General features: G+C 59.9%; 19 protein-coding genes. 14 read left to right on the top strand and 5 right to left on the bottom strand.

Annotated elements, in window-relative coordinates; all coding sequences use genetic code 11:
• The first annotated feature begins 30 nt into the window (after nucleotides 1-30).
• From ssuD to ACZZZU_RS15675, 6 genes are all read left to right on the top strand, one after another.
• Nucleotides 31-1,215: an FMNH2-dependent alkanesulfonate monooxygenase gene (gene ssuD / locus ACZZZU_RS15650; RefSeq protein ID WP_463551131.1), complete on the top strand. Its 1,185-nt coding sequence runs from the start codon at nucleotides 31-33 to the stop codon at nucleotides 1,213-1,215.
• A gap of 1 nt (nucleotide 1,216) precedes the next feature.
• Nucleotides 1,217-2,008: an aliphatic sulfonate ABC transporter permease SsuC gene (ssuC, locus tag ACZZZU_RS15655; protein ID WP_122497696.1), complete on the top strand. Its 792-nt coding sequence runs from the start codon at nucleotides 1,217-1,219 to the stop codon at nucleotides 2,006-2,008.
• Nucleotides 2,005-2,826 carry an aliphatic sulfonates ABC transporter ATP-binding protein gene (gene ssuB / locus ACZZZU_RS15660; RefSeq protein WP_463551132.1) on the top strand — a complete coding sequence of 274 codons (822 nt, stop codon included), beginning with the start codon at nucleotides 2,005-2,007 and terminating at the stop codon, nucleotides 2,824-2,826. The genes ssuC and ssuB overlap by 4 nt, the downstream gene beginning before the upstream one ends.
• Nucleotides 2,827-2,869: 43 nt before the next feature.
• A complete protein-coding gene (locus ACZZZU_RS15665; protein WP_056842174.1) occupies nucleotides 2,870-3,085 on the top strand; it encodes a TOBE domain-containing protein in 216 nt (71 codons plus the stop codon).
• Nucleotides 3,086-3,506: 421 nt separating this feature from the next.
• Nucleotides 3,507-4,694 carry a delta-9 fatty acid desaturase DesA gene (gene desA, locus ACZZZU_RS15670; RefSeq protein WP_122497693.1) on the top strand — a complete coding sequence of 396 codons (1,188 nt, stop codon included), beginning with the start codon at nucleotides 3,507-3,509 and terminating at the stop codon, nucleotides 4,692-4,694.
• Nucleotides 4,695-4,817: 123 nt separating this feature from the next.
• Nucleotides 4,818-5,801: a sensor domain-containing diguanylate cyclase gene (locus tag ACZZZU_RS15675; protein ID WP_122497691.1), complete on the top strand. Its 984-nt coding sequence runs from the start codon at nucleotides 4,818-4,820 to the stop codon at nucleotides 5,799-5,801.
• Between the two features lie 81 nt (nucleotides 5,802-5,882).
• Here the strand turns inward: ACZZZU_RS15675 and aguA are convergent, their stop codons facing one another.
• The 5 genes from aguA to ACZZZU_RS15700 form a co-directional block, all read right to left on the bottom strand.
• Nucleotides 5,883-6,977, bottom strand: a complete 1,095-nt coding sequence (gene aguA, locus ACZZZU_RS15680) for an agmatine deiminase (protein WP_463551133.1) — start codon at nucleotides 6,975-6,977, stop codon at nucleotides 5,883-5,885.
• Between the two features lie 97 nt (nucleotides 6,978-7,074).
• Entirely contained in the window at nucleotides 7,075-7,953 is an 879-nt protein-coding gene (aguB, locus tag ACZZZU_RS15685; RefSeq protein ID WP_122497687.1) for an N-carbamoylputrescine amidase, read from the bottom strand.
• A 136-nt stretch (nucleotides 7,954-8,089) separates the two neighbouring features.
• Nucleotides 8,090-8,731: a TetR/AcrR family transcriptional regulator gene (locus ACZZZU_RS15690; protein ID WP_463551134.1), complete on the bottom strand. Its 642-nt coding sequence runs from the start codon at nucleotides 8,729-8,731 to the stop codon at nucleotides 8,090-8,092.
• A 132-nt stretch (nucleotides 8,732-8,863) separates the two neighbouring features.
• A complete protein-coding gene (locus ACZZZU_RS15695) occupies nucleotides 8,864-9,934 on the bottom strand; it encodes a polyamine ABC transporter substrate-binding protein (protein WP_463551135.1) in 1,071 nt (356 codons plus the stop codon).
• A 234-nt stretch (nucleotides 9,935-10,168) separates the two neighbouring features.
• Nucleotides 10,169-11,545 (bottom strand): glutamine synthetase family protein, encoded by a 1,377-nt coding sequence (locus ACZZZU_RS15700; RefSeq protein ID WP_122453035.1) that lies wholly within the window; start codon nucleotides 11,543-11,545, stop codon nucleotides 10,169-10,171.
• 277 nt (nucleotides 11,546-11,822) lie between these two features.
• Between ACZZZU_RS15700 and ACZZZU_RS15705 the strand changes: the two genes are divergently transcribed.
• The 8 genes from ACZZZU_RS15705 to ACZZZU_RS15740 all read left to right on the top strand — a co-directional run bounded on the left by ACZZZU_RS15705 (nucleotide 11,823) and on the right by ACZZZU_RS15740 (nucleotide 21,121).
• Nucleotides 11,823-12,575 carry a gamma-glutamyl-gamma-aminobutyrate hydrolase family protein gene (locus ACZZZU_RS15705; protein ID WP_463540762.1) on the top strand — a complete coding sequence of 251 codons (753 nt, stop codon included), beginning with the start codon at nucleotides 11,823-11,825 and terminating at the stop codon, nucleotides 12,573-12,575.
• Between the two features lie 43 nt (nucleotides 12,576-12,618).
• Nucleotides 12,619-13,977 (top strand): glutamine synthetase family protein, encoded by a 1,359-nt coding sequence (locus ACZZZU_RS15710; RefSeq protein WP_108098960.1) that lies wholly within the window; start codon nucleotides 12,619-12,621, stop codon nucleotides 13,975-13,977.
• A gap of 54 nt (nucleotides 13,978-14,031) precedes the next feature.
• Entirely contained in the window at nucleotides 14,032-15,399 is a 1,368-nt protein-coding gene (locus ACZZZU_RS15715; RefSeq protein ID WP_463551136.1) for an aspartate aminotransferase family protein, read from the top strand.
• Between the two features lie 198 nt (nucleotides 15,400-15,597).
• A complete protein-coding gene (locus tag ACZZZU_RS15720) occupies nucleotides 15,598-16,695 on the top strand; it encodes an extracellular solute-binding protein (protein WP_463384457.1) in 1,098 nt (365 codons plus the stop codon).
• A 302-nt stretch (nucleotides 16,696-16,997) separates the two neighbouring features.
• Nucleotides 16,998-18,047, top strand: a complete 1,050-nt coding sequence (locus tag ACZZZU_RS15725; protein ID WP_463552143.1) for a polyamine ABC transporter substrate-binding protein — start codon at nucleotides 16,998-17,000, stop codon at nucleotides 18,045-18,047.
• A 130-nt stretch (nucleotides 18,048-18,177) separates the two neighbouring features.
• Nucleotides 18,178-19,320, top strand: coding sequence for a polyamine ABC transporter ATP-binding protein (gene potA, locus ACZZZU_RS15730; RefSeq protein WP_122497675.1), 1,143 nt, complete (start codon nucleotides 18,178-18,180; stop codon nucleotides 19,318-19,320).
• Nucleotides 19,321-19,343: 23 nt separating this feature from the next.
• Nucleotides 19,344-20,225, top strand: a complete 882-nt coding sequence (locus ACZZZU_RS15735) for an ABC transporter permease subunit (protein WP_163016725.1) — start codon at nucleotides 19,344-19,346, stop codon at nucleotides 20,223-20,225.
• Complete coding sequence (locus ACZZZU_RS15740) at nucleotides 20,222-21,121, top strand: ABC transporter permease subunit (protein ID WP_463551137.1); 900 nt, start codon at nucleotides 20,222-20,224, stop codon at nucleotides 21,119-21,121. The genes ACZZZU_RS15735 and ACZZZU_RS15740 overlap by 4 nt, the downstream gene beginning before the upstream one ends.
• Nucleotides 21,122-21,157: the final 36 nt, after the last annotated feature.

A 21,157-nucleotide genomic window follows, 5' to 3' on the forward strand; every position in this document is an offset into this window, starting at 1 on the left:
GTTGGGGAGGGCACTAAGGAGACAACTCCCATGAGCTTGAACATTTTCTGGTTTCTTCCCACCCACGGCGACGGTCATTACCTTGGCACCGCTGAGGGCGCTCGCGCGGTCGATCACGGCTACCTGCAACAGATTGCCCAGGCGGCAGACCGCCTCGGTTTTGGTGGCGTGTTGATTCCGACGGGGCGGTCCTGCGAAGACTCCTGGCTGGTGGCCGCTTCGTTGATTCCCGTCACCACCCAACTCAAATTTCTCGTTGCGCTGCGCCCCGGCATTATTTCGCCCACCGTGGCGGCGCGTCAGGCGGCGACCTTGGATCGTCTTTCCAACGGCCGCGCCTTGTTCAATCTGGTGACCGGCGGCGACCCCGACGAACTGGCCGGCGACGGTCTGTTTCTGAGCCACGAAGAACGCTACGAAGCCTCGGTTGAATTCACCCGCATCTGGCGCCGCGTGCTGGAAGGCGAAACCGTGGACTACGACGGCAAACACATCAGCGTGAAGGGCGCCAAGTTGCTCTATCCGCCGCTGCAACAACCGCGTCCGCCGCTGTACTTCGGTGGCTCGTCAGGCGCCGCCCAAGACCTCGCCGCCGAGCAGGTGGAAATGGTTCTGACCTGGGGCGAGCCGCCAGCCGCCGTCGCCGAGAAAATTGCCCAGGTGCGCGAGAAAGCCGCCAAGCATGGCCGCACCGTGCGCTTTGGTATTCGCCTGCATGTGATTGTGCGTGAAACCAACGAAGAGGCATGGGCCGCCGCAGATCGCCTGATCTCCCACCTGGACGACGACACCATCAAGCGCGCTCAGGCCTCGCTCGCGCGCTTCGACTCCGTTGGCCAGCAGCGCATGGCCGCGTTGCACAAAGGCAGCAAAGACAACCTCGAAGTCAGCCCCAACCTGTGGGCCGGCGTTGGCCTGGTGCGCGGCGGTGCCGGCACGGCGCTGGTGGGCGATGGCCAGACCGTGGCGGCACGGGTGAAGGAATATGCCGACCTGGGCATCGACACCTTTATTTTCTCTGGTTATCCACACCTGGAGGAGTCGTACCGCGTCGCCGAGCTGCTGTTCCCGCACCTGGACGTGGCGCGCCCGCAACGCCCGGAAGGCGCCAGTTACGTCAGCCCATTCGGCGAGATGATTGCCAACGACGTGCTGCCGAAATCGGCCAGCGACGCCAAGAGCTTGGCGAGCAAGCTCGCTCCTACGGGGGCTTGAAATGAAAGCCGGGCATAACATCCTTAACCGCCTTGCACCGTTCGTGCTGCCGGTGGCGCTGTTGGCGATCTGGCAATTGGCGGTGGTCGCCGGTTGGCTGTCGACGCGCATTCTGCCGGCGCCGAGTGCGGTCTTCGACGCGGCAGTGGCGCTGGTCAGCAGCGGCGATATCTGGCACCACCTGGCCATTAGCGGCTGGCGCGCCGGCATCGGCTTTCTAATTGGCGGCAGCATTGGCCTGACGCTGGGCTTTATCACCGGGCTGTCGAAATGGGGCGAACGCTTCCTCGACAGCACGGTGCAGATGATTCGTAACGTGCCGCACCTGGCGCTGATTCCGCTGGTGATCCTGTGGTTCGGCATCGACGAGTCAGCGAAGATTTTTCTCGTCGCCCTCGGCACCGTGTTCCCCATTTACCTCAACACCTACCACGGCATTCGCAACGTCGACCCGGCGCTGGTGGAGATGGCGCGCAGCTACGGGTTGTCGGGCTTCGGCCTGTTCCGTCAGGTGATTCTGCCGGGCGCCTTGCCCTCGATTCTGGTCGGCGTGCGTTTTGCCCTGGGCTTTATGTGGCTGACTCTGATCGTGGCCGAGACCATTTCGGCCAGCTCCGGCATCGGCTACCTGGCCATGAACGCCCGTGAATTCCTGCAGACCGATGTCGTGGTGGTGGCGATTCTGCTCTACGCCTTGCTGGGCAAACTGGCCGACACCACGGCGCGTGGCCTGGAGCGCGTGTGGCTGCGCTGGCACCCGGCTTACCAAGTTAAGAAAGGCGGTGCCGCATGAACGCATTCAACGCAAATCATGTGGCGCCGCAGCACCTAAAGGGCGGCATTCCGCTGGCGGTGCGCGGCCTGCATAAAGCCTTCGGCGAGCGCGAGGTGTTGCACAACATTGAGCTGCTGATTCCGGCCGGGCAGTTCGTTGCCGTGGTTGGCCGTAGCGGCTGTGGCAAAAGCACCTTGCTGCGCCTGTTGGCCGGCCTGGACACGCCCACCCGCGGCGCCTTGCTCGCCGGTTCGGCGCCGCTCAGCGAAGCCCGCGAAGACACGCGCCTGATGTTCCAAGACTCGCGGCTGCTGCCGTGGAAGCGAGTCATCGACAACGTCGGCCTGGGCCTTAGCGGCGACTGGCGCCCCCGTGCGCTGGAAGCGTTGCAGGCCGTTGGGCTGGCAGAACGTGCTCACGAATGGCCCGCGGCATTGTCGGGCGGACAGAAGCAGCGCGTTGCACTGGCGCGCGCGCTGATTCACCAACCGCGTTTGCTGCTGCTCGACGAACCCTTGGGCGCCCTCGACGCGTTAACTCGCATTGAAATGCAGCAACTGATCGAAAGCCTCTGGCAGAAACACGGCTTCACCGTGCTGCTGGTGACCCACGACGTCAGCGAAGCGGTGGCGATTGCCGACCGCGTGATTCTGATTGAAGACGGCCACATCGGCCTCGACCTGCCGGTAAACCTGGCTCGTCCACGGCAACGGGGCTCGGCGCGCTTGGCCGCGCTGGAAGCCGAAGTGCTCAACCGTGTTCTCGAAATTCCACCGGGCCCACCACCACCAGAACCGGTTTCACCCCTGCCCACGCAACTGCGCTGGGCCTTGTAACTCACTGACTCGAACCAACTACCCACGTACCAGGAGAAACACCATGACCATTAAAGCGATCAACGTCCGTAACCAATTCAAAGGCACTATCAAGGAAATCGTGCTAGGCGACGTGTTGTCGGAAATCGACGTACAAACCGCTTCCGGCATCGTCACCTCCGTCATCACCACCCGCTCGGTCAAAGAGCTGGAATTGGGCGTGGGCAGCGAAGTGATTGCGTTCGTGAAATCCACTGAAGTGTCGATTGCCAAGCTGTAAGTTGCCGGCACCGATGTTTCCAGGAAATCGAGGCTGAAGCCTCTCCCACAGCGACCGCGTTCGCGCTTGTTGTGGGAGAGGCTTTAGCCTCGATGCTTTTAAGGCGCGCCGAAGAGCGCCACCGTTTGGCTTGCTCCATCGTGCTACACCGCGCCGTCATGACGAGCGGGCCTAAGCATTCCCGCTCAACAGCCGATTATTCCTCAGGTGCGCAATCGGTCATGCCGGCGAGCGCTAGCGATGCGCATTTTGGCCGCAACCGCCAAGCGTCTTCCTCGAAATTGATCGCCAGCCGAACAGAGCACCCAGAAATTGAACATATTTTGATCTAAGTGCAGGGTGGTTTTCTCACACTGCTTAGAGATAATGCCCACGCCAGGTTGATCCAGCCGGCGTTCACTTTTCCGAGGTAGCTCCATCTATGTGGTACAACGGTTTTCTCGACCTGTCGGCCTGGCAGGTTCTGGCGGTTACCTTGCTGATGACCCACGTGACCATTGTGTCGGTGACGGTTTATTTGCATCGCTACTCCGCGCACCGCTCGTTGGAACTGCACCCTGCGCTCAAGCACTTTTTCCGTTTCTGGCTGTGGATGACCACCGGCCAGAACACCCGTGAATGGACTGCCATTCACCGTAAACACCACGCCAAATGTGAAACCGCTGACGACCCGCACAGCCCGGTTATTAAAGGTTTGTCGACCGTGCTGCGCAAAGGCGCGGAACTGTACCGCGCTGAAGCGGAAAACCCCGAAACCCTGCGGATTTATGGCAAGAACTGCCCCGAAGACTGGATCGAGCGCAAGGTGTACTCGCGCTTCCCGTTGGGCGGTATCGCGATCATGGCGGTGATCGACCTGGCCCTGTTCGGCGCGCTGGGTATCACCGTGTGGGCCGTGCAGATGATGTGGATTCCCGTGTGGGCTGCCGGTGTTATCAACGGCTTGGGCCATGCCGTCGGCTACCGCAACTTCGAATGCCGTGATGCCGCCACCAACCTGGTGCCGTGGGGCATTTTGATCGGCGGCGAAGAGCTGCATAACAACCACCACACCTACCCGAACTCGGCGAAGTTGTCGGTTCGCAAGTGGGAATTCGACATGGGCTGGGCCTGGATTCAACTGTTCAGCTTTTTGCGCCTGGCCAAGGTGCAGCGTGTGGCGCCGATTGCTCATCGGGTGACGGGCAAAGGCTACTTGGACATGGACACCGCCATGGCCATTCTCAACAACCGCTTCCAGATCATGGCCCAGTACCGCCGCGCCGTTATCGCGCCGCTGGTGAAACTGGAACTGGCCAAAGCCGACGCCTCGGTTCGGGCTAAATTCCACCGCGCCAAGCGCTTGCTGTCGCGAGAAACCAGCCTGCTGGAAGAGCGTCATCACCAGCGCATTCAAGCCATGCTGGAGCAAAGCCAGGCGCTGAAAGTGATCTATGAAAAGCGTCTGGCCCTGCAGCATATCTGGGTGAAAACCAGCAGCAATGGCCACGACATGCTCGAGGCGATGAAGCTTTGGGTGAGCGAAGCGGAAGCCAGCGGCATTCAGTCGTTGCGTGATTTTGCGGAACACCTCAAAACCTACTCGTTGCGTCCGGCAAACGCGCTGTAAACAGGCTATAACTGCGCCATAAAGCGTCAAAGCCCGCCGATTGGCGGGCTTTTTTCTGTGTCAGGGATTGGCACCTTATGCCGCGTCGATGGTCGTAGTTTCGTTGATAGAAAAGGACATCTAATGGACGAACATCCCCCATTAACACTGCCACTTTCCCCCGAGTTGGAAGAACTGACTCTGGCGCTGCTGCATAGCCGCGGCGAAGTGGAGCGTTTGCGCGAGCGTGAGCAGATGTTCAGCTCGCTGCTGGACAGCGTAAACATCGTGCTATGGGCGTTCGACTGGGATGCCCAGCGCATTCTCTACGTCAGCCCCGCCTACGAGCGCGTGTTCGGCCGTAACGCAGGCTTGTTGATGGCCGATTACGGGGAATGGCTGAACAGCATCTACCCCGACGACGTTGAGCACGCCGCCGCTACCTTCGCCGAGGTGCTGGTCAAAGGCGCCGTTGAAGACCGCGAATACCGCATTCTCCGGGCCGACGGCCAATTGCGGTGGCTGAGCGACAAATGCTTTATCAGCCGCCAGGCCGAAGCCGGCAAGCCGCTGATTGTGGTCGGCATTGCCGAAGACATCACCGAGAAGAAACACCTGGAAGGCGAGCTGCACCGTCTGGCCACGACCGACGTGCTGACGCAAAGCAGCAACCGCCGCTACTTCTTCGAATGCGCCCACACCGAATTCCAGCAAGCCACCCAGGAAGACGCGCCGTTGGCGTTCCTGTTACTGGACGTGGATAACTTCAAACAGATCAACGACACCTACGGCCATCAGATGGGCGACGTGGTGCTGCAACGGATCGCCCAGTGCGGCAGCGCGGCGTTGCGTCGTGGCGACTTGTTCGGGCGTATCGGTGGGGAAGAGTTTGCCGCGCTATTTCCCTGCTGCACCGAGGAGCTGGCTCTGCAAATTGCCGAGCGCTTGCAGCGGGAAATTCAGCGGCTGGTGTTCAGCTGCAACGGCGTCACCTTTGGTGTGACGGTGAGCCAGGGGCTGACCAGCCTGACCGATGCCGACGTCACCCTCGACACCCTGTTCGCCCGCGCCGACGCGGCGATGTACAACGCCAAGCGGCAGGGGAAAAACCGGATTATTCGGGCTTAGTAAACAAGAGCATCGCGGCTAAAGCCGCTCCTACAGGAATGTGCAATCTGTAGGAGCGGCTTCAGCCGCGATGCTTTTTTGTTAAGCCGGCTGCTGCTGCGTAATGCAGTGAATATTCCCACCACCCAGCAAAATTTCCCGCCCCGGCACCATCACCACTTCATGCTCTGGAAACAGCCGCTGCAAGATCGCTTTGGCTTCGGCGTCTTTCGGGTCGTCGAAGCTGGGGGCGATGATGCCGCCGTTGACGATGAGGAAGTTCACGTACGAACCGGCCAGGCGAATCGACGGGTCGCGCTCTTGCGTACCCGCCACCAAATCCACGCCTGCGCATTCTTCATCGGTGGCGTACAGCGGGCCGGGAATCGGCATTTTGTGCACGATCAACTGGCGACCTTTAGCGTCTTTCACGCTTTCCAGCACGCGCATGGCGGCCTGGCAGCGCTCGTAGTTGGGGTTTTGCGTGTCGTCGGTCCAGGCCAGGAGCACTTCGCCGGGGCGCACGTAGCAGCAGAAGTTGTCGACGTGGCCGTCGGTTTCGTCGTTGAACAGGCCGTCGGGCAGCCAGATCACGGTGTCGATGGCCAGGTGATCGCGCAACACCGCTTCGATGTCTTCGCGGCTTAGGTGCGGGTTGCGGTTGCGGTTGAGCAGGCATTCTTCGGTGGTGATCACCGTGCCTTCGCCGTCGACGTGAATCGAGCCGCCTTCCAGCACAAACCCTTCGGTGCGGTAGCGGTCGCGGCGTTCGATTTCGAGGATTTTGCTGGCCACCTGATCGTCGCGAGTCCAGGGCGAATACAGCCCGCCGTCGAAGCCGCCCCAGGCGTTGAAGGTCCAGTCCACGCCGCGAATTTCGCCGCTGGCGTTGCGCACAAAGGTCGGCCCGGTGTCGCGCACCCAGGCGTCGTCGGTGCTGATTTCCACCACGCGGATATTGTCGGCATCCAGGCGCGCGCGGGCGTTTTCGTATTGGTCGGCGTTCACGCAGACGGTCACCGGTTCAAAGCGGGCAATGGCTTTGGCCACGGCAGTAAACGCCGCTTGTGCCGGCTTGCCGCCCAGGCGCCAGTTGTCGGGGCGCTGCGGCCACACCATCCAGGTTTGGCTGTGGGGCGCCCACTCGGCTGGCATGAAGAAGCCGTCGGCGCGGGGGGTGGAGGTCAGTGTGGTCATTGCAAATACCTTGTTGGGTACTTGTAGGAGCGGCTTTAGCCGCGATGCTGTTGGTGGAGAAAAGCATCGCGGCTAAAGCCGCTCCTACAGGTAGGTGTCAGGATTCGAGCGCACCGTCGAGGGTTTTGATCGGACCGTACAGGTTCGGCCGACGATCACGGAAGCTGCCCCAGGCGCTGCGGATGTGTTCGAGTTGGTCCAGGTCGAAAGTATGCACCAGCACGCCTTCTTCGATTTCGTTGAGTTCCTCGACCTTTTCGCCGAACTGGTTGGCGATAAACGAGGAGCCGTAGAAGGTGATGTCGTAGCCGTCTTGCGCTTCATTGCCGATGCGGTTGGAGGCAATCAGCGGCATCAGGTTAGCGCCGGCATGGCCTTGCTGCACGCGCTGCCAATGGTCGCGCGAGCTGATGGTTTTGTCGTGCGGCTCGCTGCCGATGGCGGTCGGGTAGAACAGAATTTCCGCGCCCATCAGCGCCATGCTGCGGGCGCATTCGGGGAACCACTGGTCCCAGCAAATGCCCACGCCGATTTTCGCGTAGCGGGTGTTCCACACCTTGAAGCCGGTGTCGCCGGGGTTGAAGTAGTACTTCTCGTGGTAGCCGGGACCGTCAGGAATGTGGCTTTTGCGGTACACACCGAGGTTGCTGCCGTCGGCGTCGATGATGGCGATGCTGTTGAAACGCGCGCGCCCGGCCAGTTCGAAGTAGCTGATGGGCAACACCACGCTCAACTCTTTGGCCACCTTCTGGAAATGGGCGATGGCGGCGTTGGTGTCGGTTGGCGTGGCCAGTTGCAGGTACTCGGGATTGGGCTTCTGGCAGAAGTAGGGAGTCTCGAACAGCTCCTGAATCAGGATGATTTGCGCGCCCTTGGCGGCGGCTTCGCGAACCAGTTTTTCCGCCGTGGCGATATTCGCGGCACGGTCCCAGGAACAGGCCATCTGCGTGGCGGCGACAGTTACGGTACGAGACATCAAACACCTCTTTTCTTGTTGGCAGGCCCTAAAAGCCGTTTTGCAGGTGCCACTTTATAGTCGATAAAAATCCGACTTAGAAGGTGATTTTGTCTATTGGTCGCTATTTATCGATAAATGAGCAGATAAATATCGGTTATGTGGCCCGCGTTTCGCGCTTTGGCAGGAATGCCGGCAAGTACAAACCCAGATAAACATCGAACACACGCATGCCTTCTTCGGCCAGGCGCGGGGTGATCTCGCCATGTTGCTGCACCGAGCGGGCGTAAACGCGGTCGCTGAGTTCCAGCGCCAGGGCAAACACATCCAGCTCGGTGGGCAATTGCGGCAGAGGGAAGTGGCGGTCGAACAGGGCGTGCAGCAGCCGGCCCAATTCGATGTCGTGCTGGCGGTCGGCCTGGGTGACTTCAGCGAGCCCGTGCTGGGCGAGGATTAACTGCCGGGCGGCGGCGTCGCCGGTGTAGATGTCCAACATGCGCTGCTCGACCAGGCGCGAAAGATCGCGCCAGTGCTGCAGGCTGGTGTGGTCGATGGGGCATTCGAGCGTGGCGCGAAAGGCGGCGTGCACATCCGCCGTCAGCGCTTCGAGAATGGCCGGCACGCTGGCGAAGAAGTGGTACACGGAGGAGGGCGGCATCAGCGCGCGCTCGGCCACGCTGTAAATCGACAGGCCGGCAACGCCTTCCTCCGCTAACAAGGCGCGCGCGGCATCGAGAATGGACGCGATGCGCGCCTGGCTGCTGGCGCGGGGTTTGCGGGCGGTGGCGGGACGCTGCATAAGGCTCTCCTTGATCGAGGCGCTATTGGACGTCAGGCCGCACGGTGGGGGCAAGCGGGGGCTGGAAGAGCATCGCGGCCGAAGCCGCTCCCACAGAGGCGGACTCGCGCTTGTGGGAACGGCTTAATCCTTTCAACTGCCGCTACGAAATTTGCCCCACACCTCGTCTTTGATCGGCGAGATTTTCTCCGGCAGCACTTCCAGCGCAGCCAGCCGGCGCTTGGTGGCGCGGTCTGGGTACAGGCCGGGTTGGTCGCGCAGGGCCGGGTCGAGGAATTGGCGGGCGTCGGCGTTGCCGCTGGGGTAGAGGGTTTCGGCGGTGATTTGCGCGGCCACTTTTGGTTGCATCACGTAGTCGATAAAGCGGTGCGCCAGGTCGGCGCGGCGGGCGCTGCTGGGAATGACCAAGTTGTCGATAAACAGCACCGAGCCTTCATCCGGCACCACGAATTGCACGTTCTGCCCGGCAGCGCTCGCGCCCAATGCATCGCCCACCCAGGCGAGCGACATGCACAGCCGCCCCTCTTTCAAATCGTCGATATAGCGTTCGCTGTCGACGTAGCGAATGTTCCTGCGAACGGCCTGCAACATGTCGCCGCCCTGTTTGATTTGCGTCGGCGGGCTGTGGGCGAGGCTGCGGCCGAGGTAATTCATGGCGACCGACATCACTTCATCCGGCGCATCCAGCACGCTGATACCGCAACTGGCCAGGCGCGCGCTTTGCGCCGGGTCGAACAGCAGGCTCCAGCTGTTCGGCAGCGGGCCGCCAAAGGCTTTTTCCGCCTGCGGTACGTTGATGGCCAAGCCGACCGCGCCCCAGAGATAGGGAATCGCGTAGCGGTTTTGCGGATCCACGGCGTTGAGTTTGCTCAGCAGCTGTTTGTCGAGGTGCGAGCGGTTGGGCAGGCGGGTGAGGTCCAGCGGCTGCAAGCGCCCGGCTTTGATCAGTGCCGGCAGGGTGTCGTGCGACGGCACGGCGATGTCGATGGACTCGCCGCTGGCCAGGGCTTTTTCAAGTTCCTCGGCGGTGCTGTAGGTGTGGTAGTCGACATGTATGCCGGTTTCTTTTTCGAAATCGACCAGCACCTGCGGGGCGATGTAGTCGTTCCAGTTGTAGACCACCAGGTCTTCGGCATGGACGGCCGGGGCGGCGAGCAGAACGGATGAGCCAGCAAACAACAGTGCGGCTAAAAAGCGTGGCATGACGACTTCCTTACGTGTCGGTTCACAGCATGGGCCGCACAAAAGGCGCGGCGAACGGAGTTATCGCTCAAATCCTTTACAACTGAGCGAGCCGCGACATGTCTGGTGGATTCGATGCACGTCTGGGCTGGCCATGGCACACAAACAACACCGCAGCGCGAGGCTGCGGTGTAGGCAAAATTGGAGTTAGCAGATAAAACAACGCCGGCCCGAGGGCCGGCGTTGAGTAGGTACTTACACCGTGTGCAGGTACCAGTTGTACTCGAGGTCCGAAATGGAGTTTTCGAACTCGGCGAGTTCACTCTCTTTACAGGCGACGAAGATGTCGATGTATTTCGGGTCGATATAACGGGCCATGACTTCGCTGTCGTCCAACAGGCGCAGGGCATCACGCAAGTTGTTCGGCAGGCTCTGCTCGTTCTGCTCGTAGGAGTTGCCTTCTACCGGTGCGCTTGGCTCGATCTTGTTGGTCAGGCCATGGTGCACGCCCGCCAGTACTGCCGAGAGCAGCAGGTACGGGTTGGCATCGGCGCCGGCAACGCGGTGTTCGATACGCACGGCATCGCGGGTGTCGTTAGGCACGCGCAAGGCAACAGTACGGTTATCGATACCCCAGCTCGGCGAGTTCGGCACATAGAACTGTGCGCCGAAACGGCGGTACGAGTTGACGTTAGGGCAGAGGAACGCCATCGAGGCCGGCATGGTTTCCAGCACACCGCCAATGGCGTGGCGCAGGGCATCGTTCTGTTCCGGGTCATCGCAGGCAAAGATGTTGTTGCCTTCTTTGTCCAGAATCGAAATATGCACATGCAGACCGTTGCCCGCTTGGTTCGGGTACGGCTTGGCCATGAAGGTGGTGTCCATCTCATGGTCATAGGCGATGTTTTTCACCAGACGCTTGAGCAGCAGGGCGTAGTCGCACGCCTTGATGGGATCGGCCACATGGTGGAGATTGACTTCGAATTGCGCCGGAGCACTTTCCTTGACGATGGCGTCAGCAGGAATGCCCTGCTCTTTAGCGCCTTCGAGGATGTCTTGCAGGCATTCGGCGTACTCGTCCAGGTCATCGATGAGATAAACCTGTGTGGAGTGCGGACGTTTGCCCGACAGCGGCGACAGCGGCGGCTGAGGCCGGCCGTTCACGTTTGCCTGGTCGATCAGATAAAACTCAAGTTCAAACGCGGCGCAAATAGTAAGGCCCAGTTCGTCGAACTTCGCGACCACCTGCCGCAACACTTCCCGTGGATCGGCGAAAAACGGCTCGCCTTCCATTTCATGCATGGTCATCAACAGTTGCGCGGTCGGACGCTTCTGCCAAGGCTCATTACATAGCGTGTTCGGAATGGGGTAGCAGATACGGTCGGCATCGCCGATATCCAGACCCAGGCCAGTGCTTTCCACTGTCGAGCCGTTGATATCGAGTGCGAATAAAGAAGCCGGGAGGTTGATGCCGCGTTCGTAAACCTTGTGCAGGCTCGCACGCTCGATGCGCTTACCGCGCACCACACCATTCATATCTGCAATAAGAAGGTCGACGAACAGGACCTCAGGATGTTCCTTAAGGAACGCGTTCGCTTCGTTAAGCTGAACGGCACGCGGGGGTACCGACATGATGCAACACCTTTATTGTTAAAAATATCAATCATCAGACTGATGGGGTGTGAGTCAATCTTAATCGCCTCAGGCTGTCAATAGTGCCACATTTTGCCCTGAAACGGGGCGCAGTGGCCATTTTTAGGGCGTTTCAGGGCATCTTAACCCCCTTGGCGCCCTTGTCTGGCGCGGCGCTCAGCGAGCCGTGTTAGATTTTTTACATCACTATTGTGTAAAAAAATGAACAAGGCTAAGCTCCGGTTCAAACCCATAACAGCAATAAAACGGGTGTCCCATGTCGCGCCTGCCGTTAATCGGCGTTACCGCCTGCACCAAGCAGGTCGGCCTCCATCCCTACCATATAGCGGGTGACAAATACGTTCGGGCAGTGGCCGTCGGCGCAGGTGGCCTGCCATTGATCATTCCTTCGCTGGCCGATTTGCTCGATTTCGACGCCCTGCTGGAGAGTCTAGACGGCCTGTTGTTCACTGGCTCGCCGTCCAACGTAGAACCCCACCTTTATAGCGGCCCGGCCAGTGCGCCCGGCACGCTCCATGATCCTGAACGCGACGCCACCACGCTGCCCCTGATTCGCGCAGCGGTGGCCGCAGGCGTGCCCGTATTCGGTATTTGCCGCGGGTTTCAGGAAATGAACGTGGCGTTTGGCGGCAGCTTGCACCAGAAGGTTCACGAAACCGGCACCTTCATGGATCACCGCGAGCCGGAAAACGAGCCGGTTGAAGTGCAGTATTCACCCAGTCACCCGCTGCATGTGCAGCCGGGTGGTGTGCTCGCCGGCCTTGGTTTGCCAGGCGAGATTCGCGTCAATTCCATACATGGTCAGGGCGTTGAACGTCTGGCGCCGGGCCTGCGTGTTGAGGCCCTGGCCCCTGACGGACTGATCGAGTCGGTCTCGGTTGAAGGCGCCAAAAGCTTCGCCCTCGGTGTGCAGTGGCACCCTGAATGGCAAGTGGCCTCGAACCCCGAATACCTCGCCATCTTCCAGGCATTTGGAGATGCCTGCCGCAAGCGGGCGAGTCAACGCTGAGCTTAGCTATAGAGCTAAGTTTTCAATCCCCCCTGAGGTCTTTATGAGTCCCAAACTCGACCAACTCACCAGTTGGCTGAAAGAGCGCAAGATCACCGAAGTTGAGTGCTTTATTAGTGATCTAAGCGGCATTTCGCGCGGCAAGATTGCGCCCACGAACAAGTTCATCGATGAGAAGGGCATGCGCCTGCCTGAGAGCGTATTGCTCCAGACCGTCACCGGCGACTACGTGGAAGACGACATTTATTACGACCTGCTCGACCCGGCTGACATCGATATGATCTGCCGCCCGGACGAAAATGCCGTGTTCCTCGTACCGTGGGCCATCGAGCCTACCGCCCAGGTGATTCACGACACCTACGACAAGCAAGGCAACCCGATCGAGTTGTCGCCGCGCAACATCCTTAAGAAGGTGCTCAAGCTCTACGCCGAGAAAGGCTGGCAGCCTATCGTCGCGCCGGAAATGGAGTTCTACCTGACCAAGCGCAGCGACGACCCGGATTACCCGCTGCAAGCCCCGATTGGCCGTTCTGGCCGCGCCGAGACTGGTCGCCAGTCGTTCTCCATCGACGCCGCCAACGAATTCGATCCGCTGTTCGAAGACGTCTACGACTGGTGCGAATTGCAGGAACTGGATCTGGACACCCTGATCCACGAAGACGGCACCGCGCAGATGGAAATCAACTTCCGTCACGGCGACGCCCTGCACCTGGCCGACCAGATCATCATCTTCAAACGCACCATGCGTGAAGCCGCGCTCAAACATAATGTGGCCGCCACCTTTATGGCCAAGCCCATGACCGGCGAGCCTGGCAGCGCGATGCACTTGCACCAGAGCATCATCGACATCGCCACCGGCAAAAGCATCTTCTCCAACGAAGACGGCACCATGAGCCAGCTGTTCCTGCACCACATCGGTGGTCTGCAGAAATACATTCCTGAGCTGTTGCCGCTGTTCGCGCCGAACGTGAACTCCTTCCGCCGCTTCCTGCCCGACACCTCGGCGCCGGTAAACGTGGAATGGGGCGAAGAAAACCGCACCGTGGGCCTGCGCGTGCCGGACGCGTCGCCGCAAAACCGCCGCGTGGAAAACCGCCTGCCCGGTGCCGACGCCAACCCGTATATCGCCATCGCAGCCAGCTTGCTGTGCGGCTATATCGGCATGGTCGAGCAGCTGAACCCGAGCGCCCAGGTCAAAGGTCGCGGCTATGAGCGCCGCAACCTGCGCCTGCCGCTGACCATCGAAGACGCCCTGGAGCGCATGGAAAACTCCAAGACCGTCGAGAAGTACCTGGGCAACAAGTTTGTCAGCGGTTACATCGCCGTGAAGCGTGCCGAGCACGAAAACTTCAAGCGCGTAATCAGCTCGTGGGAACGCGAGTTCCTGCTGCTCTCGGTTTAATCAGAGACTCACCAGGCCCGGCACACGCCGGGCTTGTTTGAATTGAGGTTTGCAATGACCAGCCCGATGAAAAACCCGCAGACGCGCGCATGGCAGGCGCTGAGCAACGACCATCACCTGGCGCCGTTCAGCGACTATAAACAGCTGAAAGAAGTGGGCCCGCGCATCATCACCCAGGCCGACGGCGTGTACCTGTGGGACAGCGAAGGCAACAAGATTCTCGACGCCATGGCCGGCCTTTGGTGCGTGGCCATCGGCTACGGCCGCGACGAACTGGCCGATGCCGCTGCCAAGCAAATGAAGCAGCTGCCGTTCTACAACACCTTCTTTATGACCGCGCACCCGCCGGTGCTGGAGCTGGCGAAAACCATCGCCGAGCTGGCGCCGCCGCACATGAATCACGTGTTCTTTACCGGTTCCGGTTCGGAAGGTAACGACACCATGCTGCGTATGGTCCGTCACTACTGGCAGGTGAAGGGCAAGCCGCAGAAGAAAGTCATCATCGGTCGCGTCAACGGCTATCACGGTTCCACCGTGGCCGGCGCCGCGTTGGGCGGTATGCAGGGCATGCACGAGCAGGGCGGCACGCTGCCGGACATCGTGCACATTCCGCAGCCGTACTGGTTTGGCGAGGGCGGTGACATGAGCCCGGCCGAGTTCGGCATCTGGGCCGCCGAGCAACTGGAAAAGAAAATTCTCGAAGTCGGCGAAGACAAGGTGGCGGCGTTTATCGCCGAGCCGATTCAAGGTGCCGGCGGCGTGATTATTCCGCCCGAAACCTACTGGCCGAAGGTGCGCGAAATTCTCGCCAAGTACGACATCCTGTTCGCCGCTGACGAAGTGATTTGTGGCTTCGGCCGCACCGGCGAGTGGTTCGGCAGCGACTATTACGGCAACACGCCCGACCTGATGACCATCGCCAAGGGCCTGACCTCCGGTTACATCCCCATGGGCGGCCTGATCGTCAGCGACAAGGTCGCGCAGGTGATCAACGAAGGCGGCGATTTCAACCACGGCTTTACCTATTCCGGTCACCCGGTGGCAGCCGCCGTGGCGCTGGAAAACCTGCGGATCATTCGCGAAGAAAAGATTCTGGAGAAGGTGCGCGCCGAAACGGCACCGTATTTGCAGAAGCGTTTACGTGAGCTGGCGGATCACCCGCTGGTGGGTGAAGTGCGCGGTCTTGGCATGCTCGGCGCAATCGAGTTGGTGAAGAACAAAAAGACCCGCGAGCGGTTCGAGGGTAAGGGCGTGGGCATGATCTGCCGCGGCCATTGCTTCAACAACGGTCTGATCATGCGCGCTGTGGGCGACACCATGATCATTGCGCCACCGCTGGTAATCAGCAAAGACGAAATCGATGAGCTGGTGACCAAGGCACGTAAGTGCCTGGATCTGACCGCCAGTGCAGTACTCGGCTAAGCAGTAAATGGGCAGGCACGTTCGGGGCGAAATTTCGCTTCGAGTGCGCCGAAAAGTTGTAAACCCGCGCTGGTCCTTGCCAGACTGCACGGTGCGTTGGCCAGGCTCACCGAAGGGTGGCCGCCAAGGGAGCGGATGCAACGCTCCCCTGAGCAAACGCCACTGTTCGGATAACTACATAAAACAGGAGCTGTACGCATGAAAACATTCGGCAAGTCCTTTCTCGCGTTGTCCTTATTGGGAGTGATGGTCGGCGCGGTCCAGGCCGATGACAAAGTGCTGCACGTGTACAACTGGTCCGATTACATCGCACCGGACACCGTGGAAAAATTCACCAAAGAGACTGGCATCAAAGTCGTCTACGACGTGTACGACAGCAACGAAGTGCTCGAAGCCAAATTGCTGGCCGGCAAGTCGGGCTACGACATCGTCGTGCCGTCCAACTCCTTCCTGGCCAAGCAGATCAAAGCCGGCGTTTATCAGCCGCTTGATCGCAGCAAATTGCCGAACTACAAGAACCTCAACCCCGAGCTGATGAAGACCCTGGAAATCAGCGACCCGGGTAACAAGTTCGCCATTCCTTACCTGTGGGGCACCATCGGTATCGGTTACAACGTCGACAAGGTCAAAGCCATTCTGGGCGACAACGCGCCGGTCGATTCGTGGGACCTGGTGTTCAAGCCAGAGAACATGGCCAAGCTTAAAGAGTGCGGCGTGAGCTTCCTCGACTCGCCGACCGAAATGCTGCCGGCCGCCCTGCATTACCTGGGCTACAAGCCAGATAGCCAGGACCCGAAAGAGCTGGCCGCAGCTGAAGCGCTGTTCCTGAAAGTGCGTCCTTCGACCGCTTACTTCCACTCGTCCAAATACATTTCCGACTTGGCTAACGGCAACATCTGCGTGGCCATCGGCTATTCGGGCGACATCTACCAGGCCAAGTCCCGCGCTGAAGAAGCGAAGAACAAGGTCAACGTTGGCTACAACATTCCGAAGGAAGGCGCTGGCGCATTCTTCGACACCGTGGCCATTCCGAAGGATGCCGCAAACCCGGAAGGCGCTTTGAAGTTCGTCGACTTCCTGCTCAAGCCGGAAATCATTGCTGAAATCAGTGACGAGGTGTCTTACCCGAACGGCAACTCCGCCGCCACGCCGTTGGTGAGCGAAGCCATCCGTAAAGACCCGGGCATTTACCCAAGCGACGACGTGATGAAAAAGCTCTACGCGTTCCCTGACCTGCCGGCCAAGGTTCAGCGTTTGATGACCCGCTCCTGGACCAAAATCAAGTCTGGTAAGTAAGCGAACCAACACCTCTGGCGGTGATAACAAACCGCTGGAGGTGTGTCCGGAACCTGGGCGTCGACGAGGCCCTCGGTTCTTCTGAAGATGTATTGCTCAGTAGTTGAAGTGCCGGGCTCTCAGCAGTGGCGTTTACAGTTTTTTGCGCCCCGCGATTGCCGTTTTGCCACCTGCTCACCGTACAAACGGGGCAGATGCGGTAACCCAACTGGCCACCGTTGATGGCCATATTGATCTAACAAAATGAGGATGGACGTGTGCGAACCTCTTTGCGCAAAACCCTGATAAGCGCCGCTGCCCTGATGGGCATCAGTGCCTTGGCCCAGGCCGAGCCGACCGTGCATGTCTACAACTGGACCGACTACATCGGCGAAACCACCCTGGCCGACTTCCAGAAAGCCACCGGGATCAAGCCGGTTTATGACGTGTTCGACTCCAACGAAACCCTCGAAGGCAAGATGCTCGCTGGCCGCACCGGATACGACGTGGTGGTGCCCTCGAACAACTTCCTGTCCAAGCAGATCAAGGCCGGCGTGTTCCAGAAACTCGACCGCAGCCAGCTGCCCAATTTCAGTAACCTGGATCCCAAGCTGCTCAAGCAGCTCGACAAGGTCGATCCGGGCAACGTCTACGCCGTTCCGTACCTGTGGGGCACCAACGGCATTGGCTACAACGTGGAAAAAGTGAAGGCGGTATTGGGCGTCGACCATATCGATTCCTGGGCCACGCTGTTCGAGCCGGAGAACATCAAGAAGCTGAGCCAGTGCGGCGTCGCCTTCCTCGACTCGCCGGATGAAATGTTCCCGGCCATGCTCAATTACATGGGCCTGGATGCCAACAGCACCAACCCTGACGACTACAAAAAGGCCGAAGCCAAACTGCTCGCGATTCGTCCTTACGTCACCTACTTCCATTCCTCGAAATACATCTCCGACCTGGCCAACGGCAACATCTGCGTCGCCGTGGGTTTCTCCGGTGATGTGTTCCAGGCCGCCGAGCGCGCCAAGGAAGCCGGCAAGGGGGTCGAGATCGCCTACAGCATTCCGAAAGAAGGCGGCAATCTGTGGTTCGACATGCTCGCCATTCCGGCAGATGCCCCGAACCCCAAAGAGGCCCACGCCTTTATCAACTACCTGCTGGACCCGGCCGTAATCTCGCCGATCAGCGAATACGTCGGCTACGCCAACCCCAACAGCAAGGCTGATGCGGTGATGGACCAGGAGCTGCGTAACGACCCTTCGATTTACCCGCCGCAAGAGGTCCTCGACCGCCTGTACGTATCGGTGCCGTTGCCGCAAAAACTGCAACGCGTGGTGACCCGTTCGTGGACCAAGATCAAGTCCGGCAAATAACGACTGAACACATAACGAGTGAAGCGCCTGGCGCTAATAACCCAGTAATCACCTGACAGCAGTCGGGTGACGATGAAAAAAGGCCGGTCCGTAGTGGGCTGGCCCTCAAAATAAAGTTGGGAGTTTTGTAATGGCAGTTGCCTCCGGCGCCTACAAGAAAGCCCTCGAGGGCGACCAGAAACCTAAAGAGGTTTTGGTCAAAATCGATCGGGTGACCAAGAAGTTCGACGAGACGATTGCAGTGGACGATGTGTCCCTGACAATCAACAAGGGCGAGATTTTCGCCCTGCTCGGCGGCTCTGGATCGGGTAAATCCACCTTGCTGCGGATGCTGGCAGGCTTTGAACGCCCAACCGAGGGACGGATTTTCCTCGACGGCCAAGACATCACCGATATGCCGCCCTACGAGCGGCCGATCAACATGATGTTCCAGTCTTACGCGCTGTTCCCGCACATGACCGTGGCGCAGAACATCGCCTTCGGTCTCAAGCAGGACCGCATGTCCAAGGCTGAAATCGACGAGCGCGTGAACGAGATGCTCAAGCTGGTGCACATGACCCAGTACGCCAAGCGCAAGCCGCATCAGCTCTCCGGCGGCCAGCGTCAGCGCGTGGCCCTGGCCCGTTCGCTGGCCAAGAGCCCGAAGCTGCTGCTGCTCGATGAGCCCATGGGCGCACTGGACAAAAAACTGCGTTCGCAAATGCAGCTCGAGCTGGTGGAAATCATCGAACGCGTTGGCGTGACCTGCGTAATGGTGACCCACGATCAGGAAGAGGCCATGACCATGGCCGAACGCATCGCCATCATGCACCTGGGCTGGATCGCGCAAATCGGCAGCCCCATCGACATCTATGAAACGCCCACCAGCCGCATGGTGTGCGAGTTCATCGGCAACGTGAACCTGTTCGAAGGCCACGTGGTGGAAGACATGGAAGGCCACGCCCTGATCGCCAGCCCGGATCTGGAGCGCGCCATCTACGTCGGCCACGGGGTAACCACCTCCGTACAAGACAAACAAATCACCTACGCCATCCGTCCCGAGAAGCTGTTGGTCACCACCGAAATGCCGACCTGCGAATACAACTGGTCGCGCGGCAAGGTGCATGACATCGCCTACCTGGGCGGCCACTCGGTGTTCTACGTCGAGCTGCCGAGCGGCAAGATCGTGCAATCGTTCGTGGCCAACGCGGAACGCCGCGGCGCCCGTCCAACCTGGGGCGACGAGGTGTACGTCTGGTGGGAAGACGATAGCGGGGTCGCGTTACGCTCATGAAAAGTCGAAAACTAAAAGCGCTGATGCCGACCGGCAGACACGCTGTCATTGGCGTGCCGTTCCTGTGGCTGTTTCTGTTCTTCATGCTGCCGTTCTTCATCGTTCTGAAGATCAGCTTCGCTGAAGCCGACGTCGCCATTCCGCCGTACACCGAGATCTACTCCTTCGTGGAGCAGAAGCTGCAGGTGATCCTCAACCTGGGCAACTACGTGATGCTCACCGAGGACGAGCTGTACATCTCGGCCTACCTCGGCTCGTTGAAGATGGCCTTCATCAGCACCGTGTTGTGCCTGGTCATTGGTTTCCCGATGGCCTACGGCATTGCCCGCGCCAACAAGGACACGCAAACCGTTTTGCTGCTGCTGATCATGATGCCGACCTGGACGGCCATCCTGATCCGCGTGTACGCCTGGATGGGCATTCTCAGCAACAACGGCCTGCTTAACGCGGCGTTGATGGGCATGGGGCTGATTAACGAGCCGCTGCAAATCCTCAACACCAACCTGGCGGTGTACATCGGCGTCGTTTACTCGTACCTGCCGTTCATGGTGCTGCCGCTGTTCGCCAACCTGGTGAAGCACGACCTGTCGTTGCTCGAAGCCGCCTCGGACCTGGGCTCAACCAACCTCAACAACTTCTGGAAAATCACCGTGCCCCTGGCCAAGAACGGCATCATCGCCGGCTGCATGCTGGTGTTCATTCCGGTAGTGGGCGAGTTCGTGATTCCAGAACTGTTGGGCGGTCCGGAAACGCTGATGATCGGTAAGGTGTTGTGGCAAGAGTTCTTCAACAACCGCGACTGGCCGGTGGCCTCTGCTCTGGCGGTGGTGATGCTGGCGATCCTGATCGTGCCGATCATTCTGTTCAACCGTAGCCAAGCCAAAGAACTGGAGGGCAAAGCATGAAGCGCTTCAGTTTCTCGAACATCATGTTGGTGATGGGCCTGTTGTTCATCTACATGCCCATGGTGATTCTGGTCATCTACTCGTTCAACGCCTCCAAGCTGGTGACGGTGTGGGGCGGCTGGTCGGTGAAGTGGTACGTCGGCTTGCTCGACAACACCCAACTGATGAACTCCGTGGGCCGCTCGCTGGAAATCGCGTTCTACACCGCGATTTCGGCGGTGGTGCTCGGCACCCTGGCGGCATTCGTGCTGACCCGTATCACCCGCTTCAAGGGTCGCACCTTGTTCGGTGGTCTGGTCACCGCGCCGCTGGTAATGCCCGAGGTGATCACCGGTCTGTCGCTGTTGCTGCTGTTCGTAGCCATGGCGCAGATGATCGGTTGGCCACAAGAGCGCGGCATTCTGACCATCTGGATCGCCCACACCACCTTCTGCGCCTCGTACGTGGCGGTCGTGGTATCGGCGCGCTTGCGTGAGCTGGACATGTCCATCGAAGAGGCGGCCATGGACCTGGGCGCCAGACCGTGGAAAGTGTTCATGCTGATCACCATCCCCATGATCGCGCCGTCGCTGGCAGCGGGCGGCATGATGTCGTTCGCCCTGTCGCTGGATGACCTGGTACTGGCCAGCTTCGTATCGGGCCCGGGTTCCACGACCCTGCCGATGGAAGTGTTCTCCGCCGTGCGTCTGGGCGTGAAGCCAGAGATCAACGCCGTGGCCAGCTTGATTCTGCTGGTGGTGTCGATCTTCACCTTCCTGGTCTGGTTCTTCAGCCGCAAGGCCGAGAAGCGTCGGTTGAAAGCGATTCAGCAGGCCATGGACGAGACCACCGGGGCGGCCAATGCGGCCGGGCCGGATAGTCGTCGGGATCCGTCGCAGAACCATGCTACTGCGTAATTGAGTGACCGAGCGGCTGCGCGTCGGCGATGCTGC

It is taken from the genome of Pseudomonas sp. AC136, from assembly GCF_979258585.1.